The sequence below is a fragment of the Psychrosphaera algicola genome, assembly GCF_028401425.1.
Classification (GTDB): domain Bacteria; phylum Pseudomonadota; class Gammaproteobacteria; order Enterobacterales; family Alteromonadaceae; genus Psychrosphaera; species Psychrosphaera algicola.
Map to the genome: position 1 here is coordinate 992836 of NZ_JAQOMS010000002.1, position 24455 is coordinate 1017290.

Here is a 24455-nt window from a genome sequence, read left to right on the forward strand (position 1 = left end):
CTCTTAATTTACTAACTGCTCTAGAAAAAATTCTAAATTACCAGTCGCGTTTGTCGGCGTCGGCCAGTTATTTATTTTGGCAGCTAAAGTTTTAAATGCGACAGACGATGGCGATCTTGGGAAAGCGTCCACAATTGCCCGCTGGCGTCGAACCGCTTTTCTTAAATTGTCGTCAAATGGAATTATCGCAGTTAACTCGAGTGTGACGTCTAAAAATCGGTCCGTCACTAAAGATAATTTTTTATATAGGTCCTAGCTTTCTTTCATCGAACGAACCATGTTCGCCACGACTTTAAATCGATTGACACCATGGTCACGATTAAGAATTTTGATCAGTGCATAGGCGTCAGTAATTGACGTTGGCTCATCACAGACAACAACTAATAATTCTTGGGATGCGCGTGAAAAGGACAATACCATGTCTGAAATGCCTGCCGCAGTATCGACAATAAAAATATCCACTGGTGTTCGCATTTCACTGAAAGCTCGGATAAGTCCGGCATGCTGGGTAGGAGAAAGGTCGACCATATCTACAGTACCTGAAGTTGCCGGTACTATTTTAATGCCGTACGGCCCTTCAACTAAAATATCGTCAAGTTCAGCTTCACCGGAGATGACATGTGATAAGTTTTTTCGACACGTAAACCTAGCATAACATCACAGTTAGCTAAGCCTAGGTCAGCGTCTAGCACTAACACTTTTTGCCCGATTTGAGCTAGGGCTATAGCGGTATTTAGCGAAACACTTGTTTTGCCAACGCCACCCTTTCCGCCTGTAACAGCGATTACTTTGGTTTTATTTGCTAAAGACATATTTCTTAAGCCACTAGCCTTAGTCAGATGAACTTGCTTTAATCATACATGCCTACTGCTTTTGGCACTACCTTATTATTTTCGTTAGTTACTTTTTGCTTTAATTCAAACAATTGATTAGCTTTTTGCACAATTTTTCCTGAATTTGCAACTCTAATGTCCTCTGGGACGCGTTGACCGTTGGTTAAATAACCAATTGGCAACCTATTATGAATTGCAACACTCATTAACTCTCCCAAACTTAAAGATTCGTCTATTTTTGTAAATATACAACCCGAAAGTGGAATTGTTTTAAAATGTTGTACGCTTTCTTGCAGTACACTCATTTGTGAAGTGGCTGATAAAACTAAATAATTTTTAATGTTAACACGTGATCGCGTTAACAAATAATTTAATCTTTCTGTCAATTTAATGTCACGTTGACTCATGCCAGCTGTATCAATCAAAACTAACTTTTTGTTTCTTAGCTGATAAATGGCTTCAGACAACTCTTCAACATCTTTTGCTTGTTTAAGCGGGCACCCTAATATTTTGGCATAAGTTGCCAATTGTTCAAGTGCGCCGATACGAAAGCTATCAGTCGTAATTAGGCCAACTTTGTCGGCACCATACATTTGTGCATAACGAGCCGCTAACTTAGCTATGGTCGTAGTTTTACCAACGCCAGTAGGACCGACCAATGCATAGACTCCGCCACGTTTGATAATTTCGTTATCTGTTGTATCAAGTTGTTCAGTTAACAACGCTAACATTTTAGGCCAAACATCAGAGTGTTTAGTGTCTTCGCCAATAAAATGCGTTAAATGCTCAGCGACTTTAACTGATAAACCCATTTCTTTTAATTTGCTAGTTAACATCGCTTTTACAGGTTGACGACGATTGACGTCTTGCCACATTAAATTTGAGACTTGATGTTCTAATAATTGCTTAATTGAGTTCATCTCGGCCTTTAATGTCGCCAACTCACTAATAGAAGCAGAAACTGGAGCCGAGTGTGGATCAGACAAATCATCACCATCTAACTGTGCTTGGTGCGCTTCATTTGTATTTGAGTCATAACCAATATCATTATTTAGCGAGTTAAAATCAACCTGAGAAGGTGCTGACTCTTCAGCAACTTTATCTCGGGCTTTAGATAACCATTGTTCAAATTCTGATTCTGCTTGTTGTGATAGTGCCTTAGGTCATAGTCCCGACTGGATTTTCATTTTCTTGTAAAGCTTGAACAGGCTGTGCCTGACGAGGAGCAACAGCCGCTTGAGCTGGCTTACTAAAGTTGCTTTGACGCTTTAATAATTCGTCTAACGAACTGGCCACATTAGTTGCAGGCTGACTTTGCGTTTGTGCACCTTCTGGCTTATTCATCAGTGCTTGAATTGATCCACTAGCACCGGCCATTTGTTGGTTGTTCACTCGTTGATTTGATATCGATTGCTGCGTTTCGGCTTCACTCACCGGTTGTGTAGAAGGTTTAGTTGTTAATTCTGCATCAGAATCTACCGCTGCAACAAGCTCTATACCTGTTGCCGTCTTTTTGTTTGACATGATGACTGCGTCTACACCTAACTCTTCTTTTACTTGAGCTAGTGCTGTTCTCATATCTTTTGCATAATAACGTTTTATTTTCATTCTAAATCTCCGTCAAAGTTCTGACAACTAACCAACCGAACTGACAATTTTAATTTGTTTCTCTTCTGGTATTTCTTGATACGACAGAATTACCAAACCAGGGACACTGTGTTTTAGGAAACGAGACAACACACTGCGTAACATGCCTGACGTAAGAAGAATCGAAGGTTCACCCTGTAATTCTTGATTCTTATGTGCTTCTGCAAGTGACGTTTGCATACGTTCAGCAAGTCCTGGTTCAATACCAGCGCCTTCGTTTCCAGTCGACTGCATAGACTGTTGCAACATCTGTTCCAGCTCTGGCGCTAAAGTTATGACGGGTATTTCTGCCACCGAACCAGCGGTGTCTTGGACGATGAATCTACGAAGTGCGATACGACACGCAGCCGTTAACACATCGGGGTCTTGGCTTTTTGGAGCATACTCAACAAGGGTTTGTAAAATAGAACGAATATCTCGAATTGGCACACTTTCATTTAATAAATTTTGCAGAACTTTCGTAAGTACCGACAAACTCATCATTTCTGGCACTACACCATCGACAAGTTTTGGATAATTTTTACCAATCATTTCAAGAAGATTTTGCGTTTCTTCATGACCAAGTAGCTGTGCTGCGTTATTAGTTAACAATTGGCTTATATGCGTTGCAACCACAGTAGCTGGGTCAACAACCGTATAACCTAATGACTGTGCTTTATCTCGATTTTTAGCTTCTATCCAAACGGCCTCTAAACCGAAAGCAGGGTCTATTGTTTCGATACCATCAACCTTGCCAAACACTTGACCTAGGTTAATTGCTAACTCGCGATCATGTCGAATTTCAGCTTCACCTATTGTTACCCCCATCAGGGTAATACGATATACATTTGGATCTAAATCTAAATTGTCACGGATGTGAACCGCTGGCACTAAGAAGCCAAGCTCTTGGCTAAGTTTACGGCGCACACCTTTTATACGTGACAGCAATTCACCGCCTTGGGTTTTATCAACAAGAGGATCAAACGGTAACCAACTTCTAAACCTATGGTATCGACATGGGCAACATCGTCCCAACTTACGTCTTTGTTCTCAGCCGCTTCAACAGGATCACGAGCCGGCGCTTTAACAGCTTCTTTTTCGCTTCTAATACCGCTTCCGCCGCCCGTTTATTAGTGATATAAGCTGCGCCAAGTAAAATCGCACCAAATCCTAAAAACGTTAAGTGTGGCATACCTTAGCACTAACCCCATCGCTACCAATAAACCACCAGCAACGTATAAAACTTTTTCGCCGCCAAGCTGCGATGTAACCTGAGAGCCCATCGCTTCTTCAGTGTTTTGTCGAGTAACAACAATCGCCGTGCCAATTGATAATAACAGTCCTGGAATCTGTGCAACCAGACCATCACCGATGGTTAGAATAGTATAAATCTCTACTGCTTCACCAAACAACAAGTCGTGTTGGATCATGCCGATAAACAAACCACCAATGATGTTTATAAATAAGATAATAATCCCAGCGATAGCATCACCTTTAACAAACTTAGACGCACCATCCATTGACCCGTAGAAGTCAGCTTCTTTGCCAATTTCTTCACGGCGTGCTTTTGCTTGTTCTGGTGAAATAAAACCGGCATTTAAGTCGGCGTCGATAGCCATTTGTTTACCAAGGCATTGCATCAAGTGTGAATCGAGCGGTTACTTCAGAGATACGACCTGCACCTTTTGTAACAACCGCAAAGTTAATGATAACGAGAATTGCGAAGACCACTAAACCGACGGCATAGTTACCACCAATAACAACGGAACCAAACGCCTCGATGACTTGTCCAGCGGCGTCTCCCTTTGTGTCCTTCAAGTAAAACGATACGGGTACTTGCAACATTCAGTGCAAGTCGCAGTACGGTAGCGATCAAAATAACGGTAGGGAAAACGCCAAAATCCAACGGTTTTAGGGTGTAAACCGTTACGAGTAAGATGACTAATGCAAGGGCTATGTTGAAAGAAAACAAGATATCCAGCATAAGCGATGGCAGCGGTAAAATAACCATTGCAAGCGCGGCAAGAATAAACAAGGGAGCACCTAAGCCACTAATATACTTGTTGTTTTCTTTAGAAAAACCTGATTAAATTTTGCTACCAGTTCCATAAGATGACCGAATAAACCTTCTGATACTCTGTAAAGAGCAAGGATTAGGCCAAAGTAACTGACAATATTCTGACAAAGGATTTACCTCTGAACATTAAATTTGAAAAACGTGATCCCAAAAATAGAATTAGTGCCGCATTTCAGGCGGGATCTGCAGGTTTTTAGCCAACGGCTTGGGTTTTTGCCCCTTACCTTTCTGATGTTGATCTAATTGATAAACGTAGGCAAGAACTTGTGCGACAGCGACAAATAGCTGCTCAGGAACTTGTTGATTGATGTCTGTTGTATAGTAAATTGATCGAGTCAGCAATGGTGTTTCGACAATAGGTACGTTACGTTCTTTAGCTATGGTTCGTATGTGCATGGCTATAATGTCCGCACCTTTGGCAACCACGTAAGGGGCACTGGATTTTTCAACGTCGTATTTAATAGCAACTGAATAGTGCGTAGGATTTGTAACAACCACATCCGCATTAGGGACTTCAGCCATCATCTTACGTTGGGATATTTCACGCTGAGCTTGCCTAATACGGCCCTTAATTTCAGGGTTACCTTCAGTATTTTTATACTCGTCTTTTACTTCCTGTTTACTCATTTTTAACTGCTTAGTGTGATTGTAGATTTGATACGGTACATCAACTAAAGCAATAATAATGGTGGAGCAACATAGGCCTAAGAATATCCACGCCAACATTTCTGTCGCGTCAAAGGTATTATTTGGTAGGTCTTGAATGCTCAGGTATAAAATATCAAAAAGATAGACTTTGATAAGTAAAACGGCGACCGTAGCAACAACAAGTACCTTTAACACCGACTTAACCAACTCGACGACTGCCTGCAAGCCAAACATCCGCTTCAATCCTTTTAAAGGGGACATCTTATTTAATTTAGGGGCCATCGCCTCCCAACTAAAATTAATTCCCCTAGCAAACTGTTGGCAATAAAAGCGGCCAACAAAATAATTGCAAAGATGCCGGCTAATGGCGCGCTAATGTTTTCGATAACGGCGCCAAATACAGAAAATACTTTTTCGAGTCAAATGCGTCGTCTCGTTCTAACTGAAATTGAGATTGCATCACTTCCATCAAGGAAATACCCAACTTATCACCCAACATGATTAGCGCTACGGCACTGGCAATTAGAACACCTGTTGTGCCTAATTCCTTCGAACGGGCAATTTGACCTTTTTTCGAGCGTCTTCTAAACGCTTGGCTGTGGGGTCTTCTGTTTTTTCATTGTCGCTATCGTCTGCCATTGAAGTACCCTAAGTTAACAACCGATCAGTGTGCACATCATTTCTAATGAGCGTTGCCAGTTTTTTCAAAGTGAAAGACAAAGTTCTCCATCGTGATCCACATGACGATCAATCCAGACATCATAGTAAATGGAAAACCAATAGCAAAAATATTCAACTGAGGTGCTGCTCGGGTCATAATACCAAAGCTTAAGTTGATAATTAGCATACCGACAATCGGAGCTAAAGCTAATACTAACGAGGCAGCAAACATCCAACCACCAAAATCGACTAACTCTCTGAAACCACCAGTGGCGTACCAAACTTCAGTGATCGGCATCAAATGAAAACTTTGCACGACCATTTGCAACATCACAATGTGACCATCGATAGCCCAAAACATTAACGTCGCTAGGATCAGATAAAATTGACCTACCGCCGGTACGTTCATACCATTTGTCGGGTCAACCATCGAGGCAAAACCTAAACCAGCCTGCATTGCAATAGCTTGGCCTGCAATAACAAATACTTGCAAAAATACCGTGGATACAAAACCAATTGCGGTACCAATTAAAATTTGTTGCCCGACTCTGATCACCATCTCAAATGAAAATAAATTATTAAATGGTGTTGGTGGCAAGACAGGCATAACCATAATAGTAAATGCCACAGCGTAGGCGGTCTTAATGGGTGTGGGGATACCTTTGCCGCCCATACCAGCCATTACCATTAACATCGCTGATATGCGGGTTAAAGGAAGCAGAAGGTCTGCTTGGTATTGCAACAGGGTGTTGAGTAGGATTTCCATAACGGATCAGCCTATTACTGATGGTATTCGATTTATTAGCTCAAACGTAAAGTCCATTATCTTACCAATGATCCAGTGGCCTGAATACATAAGTGCCAATAAAGTCACTATTAATCGAGGCAAGAAACTTAGGGTTTGTTCATTGATAGACGTGGCCGCTTGGAAAATAGCAACCATTAAACCAACTAATAAACTTGGTACAACAATGGACGCGACCAGTAAAATGATCAACCAAAGTGCTTCACGCAGAATATCAACAAAAACCTCAGGAGACATACGTTATCCTATGTTCCTAGACCAAAACTTTTAGCCAATGTTCCCATTACTAACGTCCAACCATCTACAAGCACAAACATCATTAGCTTAAATGGCAGTGATACAATCATCGGTGATAACATCATCATACCCATTGCCATCAAGACCGAAGCAACCACTAAGTCTATGATCAAAAATGGTATGAAAAACATAAAACCGATTTGAAAAGCTGTTTTTAATTCAGAGGTGACAAACGCAGGAATAATAACCGTCATAGGTAACTCTTCTGGCGCATTGAGTTGAGTATAGCCGGCGATTTCAGCAAAAGACTGCAGATCAGAAATTCGGGTTTGGCCTAACATAAACTCTCTCATGGGCAGTTTCGCTTTTTCGAAAGCCTGCAATGACGTAAGTTCTTCGCTTAAATAAGGCTCCACCGCTGTTTGATTAATTTCGTCAAATACAGGGGCCATAATAAATAAACTTAAAAATAGCGCCATACCAATAAGCAATTGACTGTTTGGTGTTTGTTGTAACCCCATGGCCTGTCGCAATATAGCTAATACTACGATGATTCGAGTGAAAGAGGTCATTAACATGACAATTGCTGGAATAAAACTCAGCGCTGTCATCATCGCCAATACTTGCAATGTTACGCTGTATTCTTTTGAACCATCGGGGTTATCAACAACAGTGACAGCTGATATACCGCCGTTTTCGGCTAACGCCTCTGGTGCCAAAAATAGCAATATGGCAATGGTAATTGAAACTAAAATGCGCATTAACTCATCCGTTCTTCTGCGTAGAATTTGCGTCTGTTTGCGGTGGTGTATACCCAAACAATTTATTGATTTTATTAACCAACGTCGAGTTGGCCATAGGCAATGTTTTTGATTCTATGGGATTTTCAAGAGAAAACAAATGATTTACATTTTGCGGTGTCACGCCAATGGCATGTTGTTGCCCTTGAACTTCAATAATAATGATCCGTTCTCGGCCACCTAGTGACATACTTGAAACAAGCTTAAAGTGCCCTGTATTGTTTGGGGTCAAGTTAAGTTTTTTCGCGACAAACGCAACAACAATTATAATAAAAACCACTAATAACAAAGCCAGCAACATAGGCATAAGCGCGTCGCTGGCTGGTGTATTTGCCGGTGTTTTCGATGCAAAGTTTTGTTGTTTTACAACCTCTTCAGCAAACGCCGTTTGGCTGATGACAGCAACAAAACTAATGCATAACCGTTTAACGTAACTTTTTAATACGTTCAATTTGACTGATAACATCTGTAAGTCGAATACCAAATTTGTCGTTAACAACGACCACTTCGCCGTGAGCAATCAACGTGCCATTAACTAATACGTCAAGTGGTTCACCCGCAACACGGTCAAGTTCAACAACGGAGCCTTGATTTAGTTGCAATAAGTTACGAATACTAATTTTACTGCGGCCAACTTCCATTGAAATATTAACCGGAATATCTAAAATTGTTTCTAGCTTACGCGTCTCATCTTCATTTAAGTTGCTTCGTGCTTCTGTTAGTTCGTCGAGTTCAGCGGTTTGAATACCGTCATCGCCACCACCATCTTCAGCTTCGGCTAGGGCTGCTGCCCACTCGTCCATAGTATCTTGATCATCACTCATAATCATTTACCTTAAAAAATTTATAACGACTTATAATTCCAAATCGTCTTCTAATGCTAATAATTCGGAATCGTCGTCTAGTCGACGACCACCTTTGGTCAATACGTTCATTTCTGACTTAGCAGATTCTGGACGTTTTATCTTCTCTGAAATCTGGATCGCGACATTGTCACGACATTGTCCTAATTTAGCTCGGTACGTTGGCAGACCTTCGACAAATACCGTAATGTATTCTGGCATTTCAATTGGAATAATATCGCCGTCTTTTAGATTCATAACTTGATGTAATGGTAAGTCCATTTCTAACATCTGAGTATGTAAATCAACATACACATCCATTATTTCGTCTCGAAGTGCCTTACTCCAACGATAGTCCGTATCTTCTCTATCACTTTGAACACCAGCATCTAACAGCTCACGAATGGGTTCTAACATTGAGTATGGTAGCGCTACGTGGAAGTCTCCACCGCCGCCGTCAAGCTCAATATGGAATGAACTAATTACGATAACTTCAGTTGGTGAAACAATATTTGCCATCGCTGGATTCACTTCAGAATCAAGATATTCGAAACTTACGTCCATGACCGGCGACCAAGCTTCTTTGTAATCTTCGAAAATGAGTTTCAGCAACATCTGAATAATTCGACGTTCTGTTGGAGTAAATTCGCGGCCTTCTATTTTTGCATGGTAACGACCGTCACCTCCAAAAAAGTTATCCACTAAGATAAATACCAGACGTGCTTCCATGGTGATTAAGCCAGTACCTTTTAACGGTCTGAATCGAACCATGTTTAAACTGGTTGGTACAAACAAGGTGTGAATATATTCACCAAACTTAATCATTTGTACGCCGTTTATTGACACTTCAGCAGTACGTCTCATCATGTTAAACAGACTGATCCGCATATGACGCGCAAAACGCTCATTCACCAACTCAAGAGTTGGCATACGGCCACGCACGATCCGATCCTGCGAGGAGAAGTCATAGTCTAGGGTACCGGCTTCACCGCCGCCACCGCCTTCCTCTATTTCTTCTTCTTCGACATCATCGACTCCGTGGAGCAACGCATCAATTTCATCTTGTGACAGAAGATCAGTCATATTAGTTCTCTTATTATTACCTGCCGGTTATTGCATTACAAAACCAGTAAACAATACTTCCTCTACAATTTTCGAGCCAGTTATATCAATTACCGCTTTTTGCACGTCTTTGGCTGCTTTTAGCTTCAATGCATCTTTACCTGCAGTGGTGGCCAAGTCATCGGCTGTAGCAGTGCTGAAAGCCTTTAACAACGTGCCTTCAATCAAAGGTATATGTTTCTGCGCTAACTCTTGATTGTTGTCGCCGCGCACCATTAATTGTACACGAATTTGAACGAGTCTATCGCGAGTTGTACCAAGGTACGTTAAACGTAAATGGTCGCGGCATCGTCACATATTTGGCGTTGCCCATTTCAGCTGGTTGAGAAGGTTCGGCGTCAGCAACACTTTCTTCCGTTGTCTGTTCGCCTTCGGCAACAGGTGCTTCGTCATCACCAGATAACAAAAAGAATGCTGCGCCAGCGCCAATTAAAACAACAGCTACAACAATAATGATTAACATCATTTTATTGCCACCTTTGCCCTGTTCTTCCTCTAACGTTAAATCACTTTCTTCTTCAGCCATTATTATGTATCCCAAATTACACGGTATGGTAGCCATGTTATTGCGCACAGTCAGTTAACGCAACGATTTAAGTCTTTAATCTGCAATTCGCTTATCTGTTGAACAAAAAGCACAATAATTAATGTGTTTACGCCAATATTTTTAAACTGCTTTACTTTTTAACAGTCCAAAATTTTAACAGTCCAAAATTGCTATGCATAATAATCAACTTTATAAGGTGACGGAATATCAACGACCACTTCAGTCGCATCACCTAAATGTTCGTCGGTGCTGTCCTCGCCTTTTATACCAGCATGATGCGTTTCAGCTCCAGCCTCTGTTCCACCTTGACCACTTTGCTCATGTTGAACGTCGGAATCAGCCAATTCCATGCCCTGTTGCTCTAACATCTCTTTTAACTTAGGCATCGCGTTTTCTAATGCATCTTTGGCCTGTTGACTCGACACCATAAAACTGACAGCGGCTTGATCACCATTTAACTGCATTTTAATTCGAATTGACCCTAACTCAGGCGGGTCTAGACGAATATCAATAGACTTCATGTTTCGCGCCATCATCATGCCGACTTGTTGCTGCACATTGGCTGCTAATTCTTGTTTATTAAAGAGAACATTTTCTTTAATGATAACGTCATGCTTAATTTGAGTTTGTATATCGAGCTTAGCCGCCATCATTGTTTTTTCTAGCTGAACGGCCCCTAACTCAACGCGGGCTGTACTGTCTGCCAATAGGCTACCGGCTTCGGTGCTACCTAATGCTGTACCAGCATTCAAGACCGTTGCCACTGGGCTAGAGATGTCTCGAGAAGCGAGTTTTTCTTCCCCTGCTAGTTTAGCTAACAGTTCATCGTGGATTTGTGATTCAGATGTTAATTTTGATCCATCAACGCTTTGGCTAACATTGTTGTTCTTACCAGCTGCATTTTCATCCATATTGTTTTTATTAATAACATTTGCCAAGGCCGCCGCTGTTGTGTTGCTATTCGTTACACTAACAGGCTTTGTTGTTTCACCTGCTGCAACATTATTTTTGTTAAGCTCAGCCTCAATTGCCGAGGTAACTGCATTTAACGCCTGCCCTTGAACCTTAACCTGTTGCTCGTTTTCACTTGCTGTGGCAGAAGCGTCTGCTCCTACAGATTGTCCGGCTGTTAGCTGCAATTCATTTGAAGTCGACTTAATGTCATTGGTATCAATTTCTGCTTCACTCAGTTGTAGCGTTTTCAGTTGTTCATTTAGACCTGCGGCATCTTGAACTGCAGCATCGATTTTCGTTTGATCAGCTTCGATAGTTGCATCCGACTCAGCCGTAACTAGAGCATTTTTGCTTGTCTCAGCACTTTCGAATGATGCGATGAGCTTAGCAAATTCGTCGAGTTCATTTTGTCCCGCTGTGGTTAATTCATTATCGGCATCAGCGGCATCTACTTTTGAAATTGCTTTTTCATCACTGGATTTATTGGCATTTTGATTTGCTAGTTGCATTATACCGTCGAGCCAGCTCGCTTTGTCATTTGTGGATATCTCTTTAAGTGACTGCTCTAGCTTCTGCGCATCAGCTTTTAAATCCTTTACTACGCTTATTTGCGGTTCGAGTTTAGTATTTAAACCGGCCGAATTCTCACCTGCCGCACTAACTGTTGCGACGCTCTTAGCAAGTTCATTTGCGCTTTTGGTCAGCTCAGCAGTGGTTTTTGCTTCGCTCAATTCTTGTTGTACGGCTATCTCACTACTTCCATTCGTCACTTGCTGGAACAAAACTTTTGCTTGCTCTGCGGTAAGATGAGTCGTACTTATTTTTACTGACTGTTGCTCGTCTGTGCTAGTTGAAAAAGCCTCTATTTCTGAAGCAACCGATTGATAATTTTTTTCTGTTTCTAATTTTTGACTTTGTAAATACGCCTCTTGTTCTGAGTCGGATAACGGTTGCTCAATACTTTTTCAGCTTTATCGCCTTTGTTTGTGTCAAAAGGTTGGGCTGTTGTCGATTTATCACTACGGCTGATCTGTGCATGTTCTGCACTTTGAGATGTTTCAACGCGTTTATTTTCATTTTTACTTTGCAAATTTTGGTCTTGTTGACGTTGTAGCCTGATGTCATTTTCTTTTGCTAATGCTTTTGAACGCAAATCGTCAGTTTGAGACTGACGTTGCTTGTTTTCATCTAACATACGTTCAAATTTAGAATCCGCAGCCTGCACTTGTTTTTCGGTGCGATCCGCAATTGCCCACAGCGCTTTGTCGTCTATAGTTTTCGATTGCGTGAGTTGTAGGTTATTTTGCAAAATTTATACTCCACTACGACAACGAATATATGTTGTCTTGATTACTTGCTGCATTAAATTACGGTTCCGTTGTTTTTGCTTTTGGCTGAAACGAGTGAGAACCGAAATTGTGCCAACTCTCAAATGATTACGATAAGGCGACTTTTAAGGCGCGAAACATTGAGATATAAACCTTTCTATAACCTGTTTATTCAATATCCGTTCCAATTCGATTTTTAATCGTCGTTTTGAACTAAATAGGGTTAAACATGTTGTTGTCGAACAAACTTTTGAAGTGCAAACTCGTCATTATCTGCCTGTTCTAATTTGTCCATAACCAGTTGCTTTTTCGCTCTTTTATTGGCTAAAACCGTTTCAACGGCTTAGGTTTTTGACCTTTGTTCTAACCAAATAGCGCGACGTTGTTGAACAACTTGTTTGGCAACATCCACAGCATGGCACTGGGCAACAATGCCTTCGTCTAGTTGAACAATAAAACGCTGAAAGTGCATATAGTTGCCACCCTGTAATCCGGCATTGCCTCTTTGTTGCAACTGACGTAAATAGTCCAATTTGTAACCCTCAACTTCTTTCAGTTTTTGAATGTTTAATTGGTAAAACGACTGGGCAGAATTGAGATCTGTGGCATAGCCTTGTTCTTTATCTTTTTCAATTTTGAAGAGGGTTTCTAGTTGTCTAAAATCATCGGCCATAACAAGTCCCCGCGTTATTTAATCTGCTGAACAAGCGCTTGTAACTGCATTAAGGCTTGGTCGTAAGGGACAACGTCATCCATTCGCTGTTGCAAATAGGCGTCAATTACAGGTTTTAATTGGATCGCTTTATCAACAATAGGGTTACTTCCGCCGCATACGCGCCGATTGAAATAAGATCTTTATTTTGTTCATAAGCTGAAAGTAATTTTTTAAACATAAGCGCCATGTGTAAATGTTCAGGACTGGTCACCTGAGGCATAACACGACTAATTGAACGGCCAACATCAATGGCCGGATAATGCCCTGAGTCAGCTAAATCTCGTGATAATACGATATGACCATCTAATATAGCGCGACTTGCGTCGGCTATTGGATCTTGTAAATCATCCCCTTCTGACAAAACGGTATAAAATGCAGTAATCGACCCTTGGCCTTCGCCACCATTACCAGCTCGTTCAACTAATGCTGGCAGTTTGGCGAAAACCGAAGCGGGGTAACCTTTGGTTGCCGGAGGTTCGCCTATCGCTAAAGCAATTTCGCGTTGCGCTTGAGCATAACGGGTTATGGAATCGATGAGCAATAATACGTTTAGTCCTTTGTCACGAAAATATTCAGCAATTTGAGTGGCCGTTTCACACCCTTTAAGACGACGAATAGGTGACATGTCTGCTGGTGCTGCGACAACCACAGCGCGTTTGCGCCCTTCATCTCCCAATATTTCGTCGATGAACTCTTTTACTTCTCGTCCACGCTCACCAATTAAGCCAACAACGATGACATCGGCTGTTGTGCCTTTGGTCATCATACCAAGTAAAACGGACTTACCGACACCAGAACCGGCAAACAACCCCATTCTTTGTCCCTAGCCAACAGTAATGACCCCATTTATGGCTTTAACTCCCACATCAATCACTGTTTTAACAGGGCGTCTTGATAATGGGTTGATTGGTTTTGTGCTTTGATTGGCATCTGAGTCGGTATCAATTGCGCCAAGATCATCCAGCGGTTGACCGCTTGGGTCAATTACTCGACCTAATAAACTTAGGGATAACGGCAGCTTGTTAGAGGCGTGAGAAACTGTAACTCGACCACCGGGCAGTACGCCTTGAACTTTATCGAGCGGCATTAAATAAATTTTATCATTCTCAAATCCAACAACTTCCGCGTCGACATCACCATTTTCGGTTTGCACACGGCACTGCCCACCTAAAGGCGCAGAACACCCGACGGCTTCAAGCGTTAACCCTGCCACTTTGGTCAAACGACCAGAAACTTCAGGTTTGGCATCAACCACTTGATTTTTATACTTGGCGATTCGCTCTAATAATTCGGTTGTCACTAGTTTGACTCCGTATCGTTATCAACGTCATCCACCGCATTTACGTCGGTATTTTCGGAATTTGAAGGCTCAATTGCGCCTGTTTGATTGTTTGTTTGTTGTTTATTCTGTTTCTGCTTTTTATTATTTTTATTCTTGTTTTTTTCTGCTTCGATGATCCAAGCTGCTCATCAACTGCATTAGAGTCTGACGTTTCTTCAACTTGGTTTTGGTCACTTGCAGCTTCAGAACCAGCGTCTGCATTTTGGTCTGTCGACTCTGACATATTTATCCCATGGGCTAAATCACCCGCTAATGGGATTGGTGAATTTGCATGCTCTTTTTCAAGAGCAGCAGCTTTAACAAAGTCACCAATGGTTTGTTTCATTCTTTGTTTTACGGTGCGGTCGATAAGCGAATTTGGGGTGCCTACGACTAAGTCACCTTGGGTATAAGATGGTTCTTCTTTTAAGATCCACTTACGTTCAATTAACGTATCTTCGTCATAGATGCTTTTTATAGTTTCGATGTCACTTGGATGAAGGTGCAGTTCAGCAAATTCGGTGTTAAATGGTAAAGACGCGACGGACTCATGCAGAATGTTGAGCAAAACATCTTGATTCATCTTAGTTTCAGTGCGAATAACCCCTTCTGCGAGTGCTACCGCGAGTTCTAAAAGTTGTAACTCAACGGCTTTATCTACCCGTTTAATGGGCTCATACAATTGGTCAATTAGTTGCTGCCATTGCGTCGCTAATTCTTCTATTTTTTGCTGACCTTCAGCTAGACCTTGCACATTGCCTTCTTCGATACCAATAACCATACCTTCTTCATGGCCTTTGGTTTTACCTTCTTCAAATCCAGCTTCAAAACCGTCTTTTTACCCTGCTCTATTCCTTCATCATATGCATCTTGGCGAATTTTTTCGATTTCTTCGGCCGTAAGCTGTGGCAATTCCTCAACGATTTCTTCTTCTTGTTTTTTAAGGCGAGAATACATTTCGTTGATAGGAACGCCCATAAAATTAGTCTTGCCTTTCAATTCCTCACGTTTAATCGCGGTAACGTCAGGTGCAACCCAATCTTTAAGAAGTTCCAACATGTCATCACTAGGCGTGACGGGATTGTTAGATAATTTATCAGACATTTAATACCTCAATAATGCTGTACGTGCGTTGTATGAGATGACTATAGGAAGTCATCTCCACCGCCACCGCCTAACATAATTTCACCGGCGTCAGCCAATCGTCGGGCAATTGCCAAAATTTCTTTTTGCGCCGTTTCAACTTCTGATACTCGAATAGGTGGCATCGCCTCTAAATCGTCAGCCATCATATCGGCAGCACGTTTAGACATGTTTTTCAGGATCTTATCTTTTAATCCATCATCGGCGCCTTTAATTGCTTTCATCAAGGAGTCTTGTTGTACTTCACGTAAAATGGCACTGGATACCGCGGTCGTCAACATCTATGAGGTTGTCGAATACAAACATTAAGTCTTGAATTTGTTGCGCCATCTCTTCGTCGTGTTCACGCATAGCATCCATCAATTGCCCTTCAATGTTGGTATCTAAGAAGTTCATGATTTCTGCAGCCGCCTTCATGCCGCCCATTTTCGCTGCTTGAGCACCAGCTTGACCAGCAAACTGTTTCTCCATAATTTCATTTAGTTCTTGAAGTGCCGCAGGTTGTACTTCTTCAAGGTTTGCGATACGCATTGTTAAATCAATGCGGACTTTATCTGGGAACTGACCCAAAATTTCAGCCGATTGATCTGGCGCTAAATAGGCCAAAACAATGGTTTGGATTTGTGGATGCTCGTTGCGGATGATATTGGCAACTTGTTTTGAATCCATCCATTTAAGTGAATCTAAACCTTTTGCCCCGCCACCCAAAATAATTTGGTCTAATAGCGTAGCCGCTTTTTCTTCACCTAATGCGGCAGTTAATGCCTTTTTGATAAAGTCTTCGGATTGGAAACCAATCGTACTGTAATCTTGTATTTGGTCGATAAACAGTCGATGCACTGCTGATATCTTGTCTTGACTTAAATCATCAAGTTGCGCCATCGCAATACCGACTTTTTGAACTTGTTTTGGCTCAAGGTGTTTCAAAATTTGAGCGGCGTCTTCCTCAGACAAGCTGAGCAACAAAATCGCTGCTTTCTCTACACCTTCCAACTTATCAACATCAAAGCCGGCCTTCGCTGGTTGTGCTACGACATCATTCATCTTCTAATAACCACCCTTTAACAACTTGTGACGACAACTCTGGTTCATTGGCAACTAATGCTCGGATTGCTTTGAGCAAGTCCTCATCACCATGTAAGTCTGGTAATTGTAGTGAACCATCCGCTGCAAAACCAATGTCTTTTTCGTCAAATTCAGTATTGAGCATATCTAATGTTTCGTCGCCCAAATCTACACCGCCTAATGCATCTTCTTCATATTGATCCGACGTTTCTTCCGGATTCATTAATTTTTTCAACATTGGTCTAACTAAGAATAGGATAAGAACAACAATAACCACCATTGACGATACAGTTTTAACAAAGGGTTGGAACCAATCTTGTTGATAGTATGGCTGTTCTACAGCCGTCATATCATCAATTTTATTAAATGGAATGGTAACCACTTCTAATGTATCACCTCGGTTTAAATCAAAGCCCAAACCACCTTGCAATAGACGGCGAATGTTAACTAGGGCTTGAGAAGAACGCGGAGTTGTTTGAATCGTGCCATCTTCTGCTGTTGTTCTGACATAATCAACGGCAACCGACACACTTAATCTGCGCATCATGCCAGTTTGATTTTGTTTGTGGCTGATAGTTTGGTCTAGTTCGTAATTTCGAGTTTGCTCTTTATGACTACGACCACTTGCACCGCGTGATTGTCCGTCTGTGGCCTGCTCTGGGATATTTGAATCTAGTGGTGGTTGGTTAGATAATGCACCTGGAATTCCTAATGCACCATTGCCCGTAGAATTATCTTCTATTAACAACTCACTGCGAATAGCAGGTAAGTCTGGGTTAAATGTTTTTTGTGTTTCCTGAACGCTGGTAAAATCCATTGTAACGTCAACTTGTGCGGTAAAGTTTTCAAGACCTACCACTGGTGACAAGATAGAATTAATTTTGGCTAAGTATTCATCTTCACGTTTACGTTCAATTTCAAATTGCTTGCGTGATAATGCTGATAGAGAATTTTGAGACCCTGAATTTAACAAACGGCCATTTTGGTCAGTCACCGTAACTTTAGCCGGTTCCATACCTTGAACGGCTGAAGCAACGATATCGACAATTGAATCAATTTCTTCTTCGGCCATCATACGACCACGCTTTAAAGTAACAACCACTGTAGCTGAAGGTTTTTTACTATGACGTGCAAAAATGTTTTCTTTTGGGATAGCAAGTAGTACTCGGGCACGCCCTACTGAGTTTAGCTCTTCGATGGTTCTTGCAAGTTGTTGTTCACGGCCATGTTTTAAACGTTCCGTTTCCATTCTTTGGCTAACGCCAAATCCAGAATCTTGCATTAAGATCTCAGACCCTTCATTCGGTCCCTGAGTTAATCCACCACGGGCAATAGATAATTTAACGTTTTGGTATTGATCCGCAGCAACCAAAATTGTGTTTTGATTCAGTTCATATTCAATTTGTTGGCTGTCTAAATAATCCAATGTCTCAATCAACTCGGCAGTTTCAAATTTACCGATTGGACGTAATTCAGGTTCTTGTGACCAAATAATAATGAAAATTGCGATTGCTAAACAGATGGTTAGCGCAACGATCATCGCCCCTTGTCGCATAACCTCAGCGCTAGAGATTGAGCTCATAAAGCCAGATTTTTGTTCCTCGACACCTTCACTCGCGTCCGTATTTAACGTAACAAGGTCGCTGGAAACATCTTGATTTGGTGCCACTTGGGTGGTTAATTCATCTGCCACAATATTGTCCTATTAATACTTGTTAATGCTAATTGAGGTTAAACAGGCATACTCATGATGCTTTTGTACGCTTCAACAAGTTTATTTCTAACTTGAACCGTTGCTTCAAACGCGATGCCTGCTTTTTGCGACGCTATCATCGTTTCAGCCAACGTTACTGAGCGGTCACCGGTTTCTAACGCATTTTTAAGCGATCCAGCGTTTTGCTGTATATCATTAACATTGTTAAGCGCTTGACTAAGCAAGTCACCAAAATTTGCAGATGACGGGTTTGCTACTCTATCACTTGCTTGAAATGGACTAATTTCAGCATTCGGCCGTATCGTTGTCCCAGAAACCTGAGAAGCCATGGATTGAAGTTCGGCATATAAGTTGTTGGCTTGAATATTCATTGCATCACCTATTCGACATTCTTTTTCAATTGTCATTTATGTGTGTAATAAAGCATTATCAATGCCAAAGTGTAAGATGTTGTATTTGCTAAATATTATTGTCAAATATGGCCATTTCCCAAAATGTCATTAATTTGACTCGACTAAAAAACAATCGGTCTCATTAATTAATTTAAAGTGAACTGTGTCAAACAGATAGAAATTCGCTACAATCGCTGCAAATAGCATATTTGAGGAATATATCATGGTTGTATTAACAACAAATTTTGGTCAAATTAAAATAGAACTTTTCACTGAAGAAGCGCCGATCACAACCGCTAACTTTATTGAATACGTGAAATCTGGATTTTACAATGGAACGATTTTTCACCGCGTAATCCCTGGTTTCATGGTTCAAGGTGGCGGCATGTTACCTTAGCATGGAAGAAAAAGATGGCAACGCGACAATTAAAAATGAAGCCAACAACGGTTTGAAAAACGACCGCGGGACTTTAGCAATGGCTCGCACAATGGAACCACATTCGGCATCGTCTCAGTTTTTTATTAATAGTGTAGATAACGGTTTCTTAAACTTCCGTGCTGAATCTTCAGAAGGTTGGGGATACTGTGTATTCGCAAAAGTTGTTGAAGGCATGGACATTGTTGATAAAATTTCAGCAGTTAAAACGGGCCGTTCTGGTTATCACCAAGACGTCCCAACTGAAGATGTCATTATTGAAAAAGCTGAAATCGAAGAATAATAAGAATTGGCGCTTTGGTTTTCAAAGCGCTAAGACTAAATCCGATGACAAACAGCTCATTAATTATTGCCGATCTGCACTTAAGTCCAGAACGCCCAGACATAACATCGTGTTTTTGCCAGTTTCTAGTCGATTCTAAAAACAAACATGATTCATTATATATTTTGGGTGATCTTTTCGAAGCGTGGATTGGCGATGATGACATCTCCCTTTTACAAATACCATTGCCAACGTCATTGCAGAATTTGCAGAATCAACCCCAGTCTACTTTATCCATGGTAATCGAGACTTTCTACTTGGAAAACGATTTGCAAAAAAGCAAAAATGACATTATTGCCGCAACAACATCGTATCACCGGCTACGGCTATAACATTTTATTTATGCATGGTGACCAACTTTGTACTGACGATATCCCTTATCAAAAGTTTCGCCGCAAAAGTCGCACTTGGTGGTGGAAGTTCTTAATCCAATGCTTACCTCTGAAACAACGTCGCCTTAAAGCAGAAAACTATCGTAAGATTAGTGTTGCGCAACAAAAGCATAAATCATCTGACATTATGGACGTCAATCCGACCACCGTTGATGCTGTCATGGCAAGTGAGAATGTAGATTTACTTATCCATGGTCACACCCACCGACCTGAAATACATTCATTGCCAAATAATAAAATTAGAGCGGTAGTTGGCGATTGGTATACCCAAGGTTCGGTACTTACTTTATCTCACCAACAACTTGCGCTATCTTGTATATCGTTCAATGCCAAAAATGGCATATAAAAATTATAACGACAAAACTCTACACTAAGGACAAAACGTGAAATTATCTTCAATCACATTGGCGATTTCACTCGCGGCGCTTAGCCTCACGGGCTGTAACAAACAACCAGAAAAACAAACTCAAATGACTCCAGAAAAGAGCGCGAGTACGTTACAAGCCGTTGACGAGTACAAAAACAAATTTGATATCTACACACCTGTCGCATTAACAGCCGATTTATCCACATTAAGTGACGACCAAAAACGAATGGTCGGCCTGTTAATAGATGCATCAAAAATAATGGATGACTTGTTTTGGAAGCAATCATTTGGAGAAGATAAAGCCGAATTTTTGGCTCGGATAAGTGACCCAGAGGCACGTCGATTTGCTGAAGTAAATTATGGACCTTGGGATAGGCTAAATGGCGATAAACCATTTTTAACCGGTTTTGGTGAAAAACCCCTTGGGGCGCAATTTTACCCAGCAGATATGACCAAGAAACAATTGACTGATGCCGTATTACAAGACGGTGAAGGATTGTATTCGGTTATTACTAGAAACGAAGATGGCAAACTGCAAGCCGTTAAATATTCAGTCATTTATCAAAAAGAACTCAAGCAGGCTGCTGATATTTTAGTTCAAGCCTCAAAATTAGCTGAAGACAGCGAATTTGCAAACTACTTAAAAATGCGTGCAGAAGCCTTATTAAATGATGATTACCAAGCATCTGATTTTGCCTTGGATGAACATGAAAAACAATGCAATTGAACTTGTTTACGGTCCAATTGAAACTTATGAAGATCAACTTTTTGGATATCGTGCAGGCTTTGAATCTTACGTCCTCATCAAAGATCTGGCGTGGAGTGAAAAATTAGAGAAATACGCCAAAACACTTCCAGAATTGCAAAAAGGCTTGCCTGTTCCAGACAAGTACAAAAAAGAAGTCCCTAGCGCCAACTCACAATTAAATGCCTATGACGTTGTTTATTATGCGGGGCACTCAAATGCCGGCGGTAAAACAATCGCAATCAACTTGCCAAACGACGAACAAGTTCAACTGCAAAAAGGCACTCGTCGACTGCAGCTTAAAAATGCGATGAAAGCTAAATTCGATAAAATTTTGTTGCCAATATCGGATGTATTAATTGCTCCGGAACAAAGAAAACACATTACGTTTAATGCGTTTTTCAACAATACAATGTTCCATGAAGTTGCACATGGCTTAGGCATTAAAAATACCATTACAGGTACTGGTACAGTTCGCCAATCTTTGCAAGAACATGCATCTGCATTGGAAGAAGGCAAAGCGGATATTCTTGGCCTTTATATGATCACGCAATTGTTTAACCAAGGTGTAATAACCGAAGGTAAACTTGAAGATTATTACACGACGTTCTTAGCCGGTATTTTCCGTTCAGTGCGGTTTGGCGCAAGTTCGGCACACGGTAAAGCAAACATGATCCGCTTTAATTATTTTGCAGATAAAGATGCGTTCCAACGTGATGAAAACGGCCTATACCGTGTCGACATGGTGAAAATGCAACAAGCTATGACAGGTTTATCAACGTTAATCTTAACCCTACAGGGCGACGGTGACTACGATGGTGTCGACAAGCTAGTCGCAACAAGCGGCATTATTAAGCCACAATTAGCGGCGGACTTAGCGCGTTTAACAACTGCAAACATTCCAGTAGATATTGTATTTGAACAAGGTAAAGAAGTCTTGGGACTTTAACCCTAGTAAAACGCTCTAATTACCTATCAAATGCGGCTTAAATTCCAAGTGAGTTTAAGTCGTATTTTTGTATTAAAAGAGGTTTTGTAGAACTGAATAGTTGAATAAGCCTTGCTGATAAATAACGGAATTATTAAGGTCTATTCATAAGTTTAATTATTTTATTTTTTAGCCCAAATATTAAATAAAAACACGCCATTGAAAATAAAATGAACGCTGACTTTACGACTATGTCTTTAAAAATAGCGACTCCAAAATCAAAATCAAAGCCAATGACAAAACAAATGTTTGTCTTGATTTGGCTTAATTCCAAAATACGCTAGATTAGCAATTCCAATAGTCACCAATCAAAAATACCAATTTTCTAATTTAAGTGCAGACAAGACCCTAGTTGTCCCAGCCACTATCATTGCAAATCCAGTAATATAATTAGCCAAGTTAATCTCCATATTCAGTATTTAAAATATAAATCAGGGTTTTATGAAATATATACCCACTAATGATTACCAATACTAAAAATGATATGTGTGCAACTTCCAGTACTTTGATAAAAAAGTACCTAGCCCCATGTAAATAAAGGCTTGTCCCCAGTTAAACAATTTAACATTTGAATCGCTTATTGAATTGAAAATCAAAAAGCCACCAATAATAGACATTATGCCAGTGATAAATAATACGGGAGACTTAAACCATAAACCCCTAATACAAAAGAAGTAATTGCAATACTAAATGAAAATGGTTTCATCATTATAGATTCCATAAGAATTCCTCAGTAGGGCTACCTAAGTAACCCTAAAAATTGTTATTCACTAAATACATCATAACCAATCATCAATACTCCAAGTACAATGCCAGCACCCGTTCCTATTGAAACACCAGTTAATAAAGCTCGACCTAACAAACGAGCGCCTGCATAAATAGTATTCTTAGTGATTCCGCCGCTAACAGACTCAGCCTCTTGAATTGTTAAAGTTTTCATATTCTAATCCTTTAGTGACATGTATGCAGAAAACGTTGCTATTGACGAAGCAATCATACCGATACTAATTCCAACCACTTTGACTGCAAATGTTACAGACGGTGGTATCAAAAAACAACACCACCACTTACACCATTTACTTCATTTACGCTTAATTCACGCATAATTTACTCTCCTTGTTTCTGACATTTTTGTCAGTTAGTTATTCGCTATATCAGTTATTGATATAGCGCCATTTATGGTCTGTCGTTTTATACAACAGTTCCAAATCTGTTAAACGAGACAAAACTGCTTAGCTTAAATAACAACATGTCGTTTGGTGATGATGGCATTAACATAACCGGTTTAATCGGTCATCTCTGCCCATTAAACATTTGGCTAACAACCACCTCTACAAACCACTATCAATCCTTTGAATGTTTTAACGTTATTAAATTTAAGGCAGCAAATTAAAACCGTCAAGACGAGCTTTTGAGTTGAAAAATATTTTTCTATATTTAACAAACACATAAAACTTAAAAACTGTACTTTTTAATTTGAAGAAACTGACCTTTCTAGGTGAATTAACCTCCCCTTGAAATACCTTCAACCTCAGTAAATTTTGGCTAAAAAATATTATTTAACGCATTAGTTAGACGTATTTTATCGCTCTGTTTTAGATAAACCGTTAATGGCAAACTTGTGGGAAGCTCTAGATATCCAGCGCAGGCTCAATTTTAGTATTTTGGTATTTTGGGATTTTGGGATTTTGGGATTTTGGGATTTTGGGATTTTGGGATTTTGGGATTTTGGGATTTTGGGATTTTGGGATTTTAGTTCAAGCAATGGCAATCAATGCAAGTAATGAAAATTAACGAGGAGCACGAGAATACATTCACAGTCGCACCTCCCATTGAAAACCCCTTCGTTACTTATTTACTTTCCACTTATTAATTATTTCTATTTTGATAAAGAAAGCTATAAAAACAATTACCAGCCCGATTAAAACAAAGTCGGCATTTGAAAGTGGGTTTACTCTTACAAAATAGAAGATCTGAAACAGGACAAAAAGAGCGATAAAAATCAATTTCCAAATCATTGTCACATCCTCTATGACCTAAAATAAAACCCACATAAACTAACGTTTAAAAGCGTATTAGTAGTTGCTTAAGATGCTTCGGTATTTCGATAACCGCCGGCATCAAAGGAATTTCGTTGGTGATTGCACCACCACAAATCCCACTTAACTCATATTCGATTAATTCGCGCATATAACTCTCCTTGTTTTTAATTTACTAGTCTTGTGCTATCCAATTCACCTAATCCTTATCAAAGACAAACTGGAAAAAGCAATATGATAAAACCGATACTAAGCATTAAAACTTTGCAATTCAGACGGTATCATTTAACTAAATAAGCCCAAATAGCGTCTTGCTCTAGCAATATAAAAGTTATAT

19 protein-coding genes and 9 pseudogenes are annotated in these 24455 nt (G+C 40.4%); 5 read left to right on the forward strand and 23 right to left on the reverse strand.

Going from position 1 to position 24455, the window contains the following annotated elements; translation table 11 throughout:
• Positions 1-3: 3 nt before the first annotated feature.
• The 21 genes and pseudogenes from PN838_RS05405 to fliE all read right to left on the reverse strand — a co-directional run bounded on the left by PN838_RS05405 (position 4) and on the right by fliE (position 18808).
• A pseudogene (locus tag PN838_RS05405) lies at positions 4-812 on the reverse strand (MinD/ParA family protein).
• A 38-nt stretch (positions 813-850) separates the two neighbouring features.
• Positions 851-2441 (reverse strand): annotated as a pseudogene (gene flhF, locus PN838_RS27010) (flagellar biosynthesis GTPase FlhF).
• Positions 2442-2468: 27 nt separating this feature from the next.
• Positions 2469-4515: pseudogene (flhA, locus tag PN838_RS05420) on the reverse strand (flagellar biosynthesis protein FlhA).
• Positions 4516-4695: 180 nt separating this feature from the next.
• Complete coding sequence (flhB, locus tag PN838_RS05425; protein ID WP_370661090.1) at positions 4696-5550, reverse strand: flagellar type III secretion system protein FlhB; 855 nt, start codon at positions 5548-5550, stop codon at positions 4696-4698.
• Complete coding sequence (locus tag PN838_RS27015) at positions 5546-5746, reverse strand: hypothetical protein (RefSeq protein ID WP_370661091.1); 201 nt, start codon at positions 5744-5746, stop codon at positions 5546-5548. Before PN838_RS27015 ends, flhB begins: the two co-directional genes overlap by 5 nt.
• Before the next feature lie 91 nt (positions 5747-5837).
• Positions 5838-6610: pseudogene (gene fliR, locus PN838_RS05430) on the reverse strand (flagellar biosynthetic protein FliR).
• Positions 6611-6616: 6 nt separating this feature from the next.
• A complete protein-coding gene (gene fliQ / locus PN838_RS05435; protein WP_215962178.1) occupies positions 6617-6886 on the reverse strand; it encodes a flagellar biosynthesis protein FliQ in 270 nt (89 codons plus the stop codon).
• 8 nt (positions 6887-6894) lie between these two features.
• Entirely contained in the window at positions 6895-7647 is a 753-nt protein-coding gene (fliP, locus tag PN838_RS05440; RefSeq protein ID WP_215962179.1) for a flagellar type III secretion system pore protein FliP, read from the reverse strand.
• A gap of 4 nt (positions 7648-7651) precedes the next feature.
• Complete coding sequence (fliO, locus tag PN838_RS05445) at positions 7652-8137, reverse strand: flagellar biosynthetic protein FliO (RefSeq protein WP_272179969.1); 486 nt, start codon at positions 8135-8137, stop codon at positions 7652-7654.
• The gene (fliN, locus tag PN838_RS05450; protein ID WP_215962181.1) at positions 8112-8510 is read right to left on the reverse strand and encodes a flagellar motor switch protein FliN; all 399 of its coding nucleotides are present in this window, start codon (positions 8508-8510) and stop codon (positions 8112-8114) included. The genes fliO and fliN overlap by 26 nt, the downstream gene beginning before the upstream one ends.
• A gap of 30 nt (positions 8511-8540) precedes the next feature.
• Positions 8541-9611 (reverse strand): flagellar motor switch protein FliM, encoded by a 1071-nt coding sequence (fliM, locus tag PN838_RS05455; protein ID WP_215962182.1) that lies wholly within the window; start codon positions 9609-9611, stop codon positions 8541-8543.
• Between the two features lie 27 nt (positions 9612-9638).
• Positions 9639-10176: pseudogene (gene fliL / locus PN838_RS05460) on the reverse strand (flagellar basal body-associated protein FliL).
• Between the two features lie 191 nt (positions 10177-10367).
• Positions 10368-11933, reverse strand: a complete 1566-nt coding sequence (locus PN838_RS05465) for a flagellar hook-length control protein FliK (protein ID WP_272179970.1) — start codon at positions 11931-11933, stop codon at positions 10368-10370.
• 119 nt (positions 11934-12052) lie between these two features.
• On the reverse strand, positions 12053-12460 hold the full coding sequence (locus PN838_RS05470) for a hypothetical protein (protein ID WP_272179971.1): 408 nt from the start codon (positions 12458-12460) through the stop codon (positions 12053-12055).
• A gap of 362 nt (positions 12461-12822) precedes the next feature.
• The gene (gene fliJ / locus PN838_RS05475) at positions 12823-13152 is read right to left on the reverse strand and encodes a flagellar export protein FliJ (protein ID WP_272179972.1); all 330 of its coding nucleotides are present in this window, start codon (positions 13150-13152) and stop codon (positions 12823-12825) included.
• 14 nt (positions 13153-13166) lie between these two features.
• A pseudogene (gene fliI / locus PN838_RS05480) lies at positions 13167-14494 on the reverse strand (flagellar protein export ATPase FliI).
• A gap of 40 nt (positions 14495-14534) precedes the next feature.
• Positions 14535-15296 carry a FliH/SctL family protein gene (locus PN838_RS05485; RefSeq protein ID WP_272179973.1) on the reverse strand — a complete coding sequence of 254 codons (762 nt, stop codon included), beginning with the start codon at positions 15294-15296 and terminating at the stop codon, positions 14535-14537.
• On the reverse strand, positions 15257-15619 hold the full coding sequence (locus tag PN838_RS05490; RefSeq protein ID WP_272179974.1) for a FliH/SctL family protein: 363 nt from the start codon (positions 15617-15619) through the stop codon (positions 15257-15259). The genes PN838_RS05485 and PN838_RS05490 overlap by 40 nt, the downstream gene beginning before the upstream one ends.
• Before the next feature lie 41 nt (positions 15620-15660).
• A pseudogene (fliG, locus tag PN838_RS05495) lies at positions 15661-16702 on the reverse strand (flagellar motor switch protein FliG).
• Positions 16695-18392 (reverse strand): flagellar basal-body MS-ring/collar protein FliF, encoded by a 1698-nt coding sequence (gene fliF / locus PN838_RS05500; protein ID WP_272182521.1) that lies wholly within the window; start codon positions 18390-18392, stop codon positions 16695-16697. The pseudogene fliG and the gene fliF overlap by 8 nt, the downstream one beginning before the upstream one ends.
• A gap of 62 nt (positions 18393-18454) precedes the next feature.
• Complete coding sequence (gene fliE / locus PN838_RS05505; protein ID WP_272182522.1) at positions 18455-18808, reverse strand: flagellar hook-basal body complex protein FliE; 354 nt, start codon at positions 18806-18808, stop codon at positions 18455-18457.
• A gap of 244 nt (positions 18809-19052) precedes the next feature.
• On the opposite strand from fliE, the pseudogene PN838_RS05510 reads away from it, so the two are divergent.
• The 4 genes and pseudogenes from PN838_RS05510 (at position 19053) to PN838_RS05520 (ending at position 22040) form a co-directional block, all read left to right on the forward strand.
• Positions 19053-19548: pseudogene (locus PN838_RS05510) on the forward strand (peptidylprolyl isomerase).
• Between the two features lie 44 nt (positions 19549-19592).
• Positions 19593-19919 (forward strand): metallophosphoesterase family protein, encoded by a 327-nt coding sequence (locus tag PN838_RS26060; RefSeq protein WP_334313285.1) that lies wholly within the window; start codon positions 19593-19595, stop codon positions 19917-19919.
• On the forward strand, positions 19873-20325 hold the full coding sequence (locus tag PN838_RS26065) for a UDP-2,3-diacylglucosamine diphosphatase (protein ID WP_334313286.1): 453 nt from the start codon (positions 19873-19875) through the stop codon (positions 20323-20325). The genes PN838_RS26060 and PN838_RS26065 overlap by 47 nt, the downstream gene beginning before the upstream one ends.
• 37 nt (positions 20326-20362) lie before the next feature.
• Positions 20363-22040 (forward strand): annotated as a pseudogene (locus PN838_RS05520) (dipeptidyl-peptidase 3 family protein).
• Between the two features lie 802 nt (positions 22041-22842).
• Here PN838_RS05520 and PN838_RS05525 read toward each other — a convergent pair.
• Positions 22843-23019 (reverse strand): hypothetical protein, encoded by a 177-nt coding sequence (locus PN838_RS05525; RefSeq protein WP_272179975.1) that lies wholly within the window; start codon positions 23017-23019, stop codon positions 22843-22845.
• Between the two features lie 670 nt (positions 23020-23689).
• Here PN838_RS05525 and PN838_RS05530 point away from each other — a divergent pair.
• A complete protein-coding gene (locus PN838_RS05530; RefSeq protein WP_272179976.1) occupies positions 23690-23863 on the forward strand; it encodes a hypothetical protein in 174 nt (57 codons plus the stop codon).
• Between the two features lie 280 nt (positions 23864-24143).
• Here the strand turns inward: PN838_RS05530 and PN838_RS05535 are convergent, their stop codons facing one another.
• Positions 24144-24269 (reverse strand): hypothetical protein, encoded by a 126-nt coding sequence (locus PN838_RS05535; RefSeq protein ID WP_256448276.1) that lies wholly within the window; start codon positions 24267-24269, stop codon positions 24144-24146.
• Between the last annotated feature and the right edge of the window lie 186 nt (positions 24270-24455).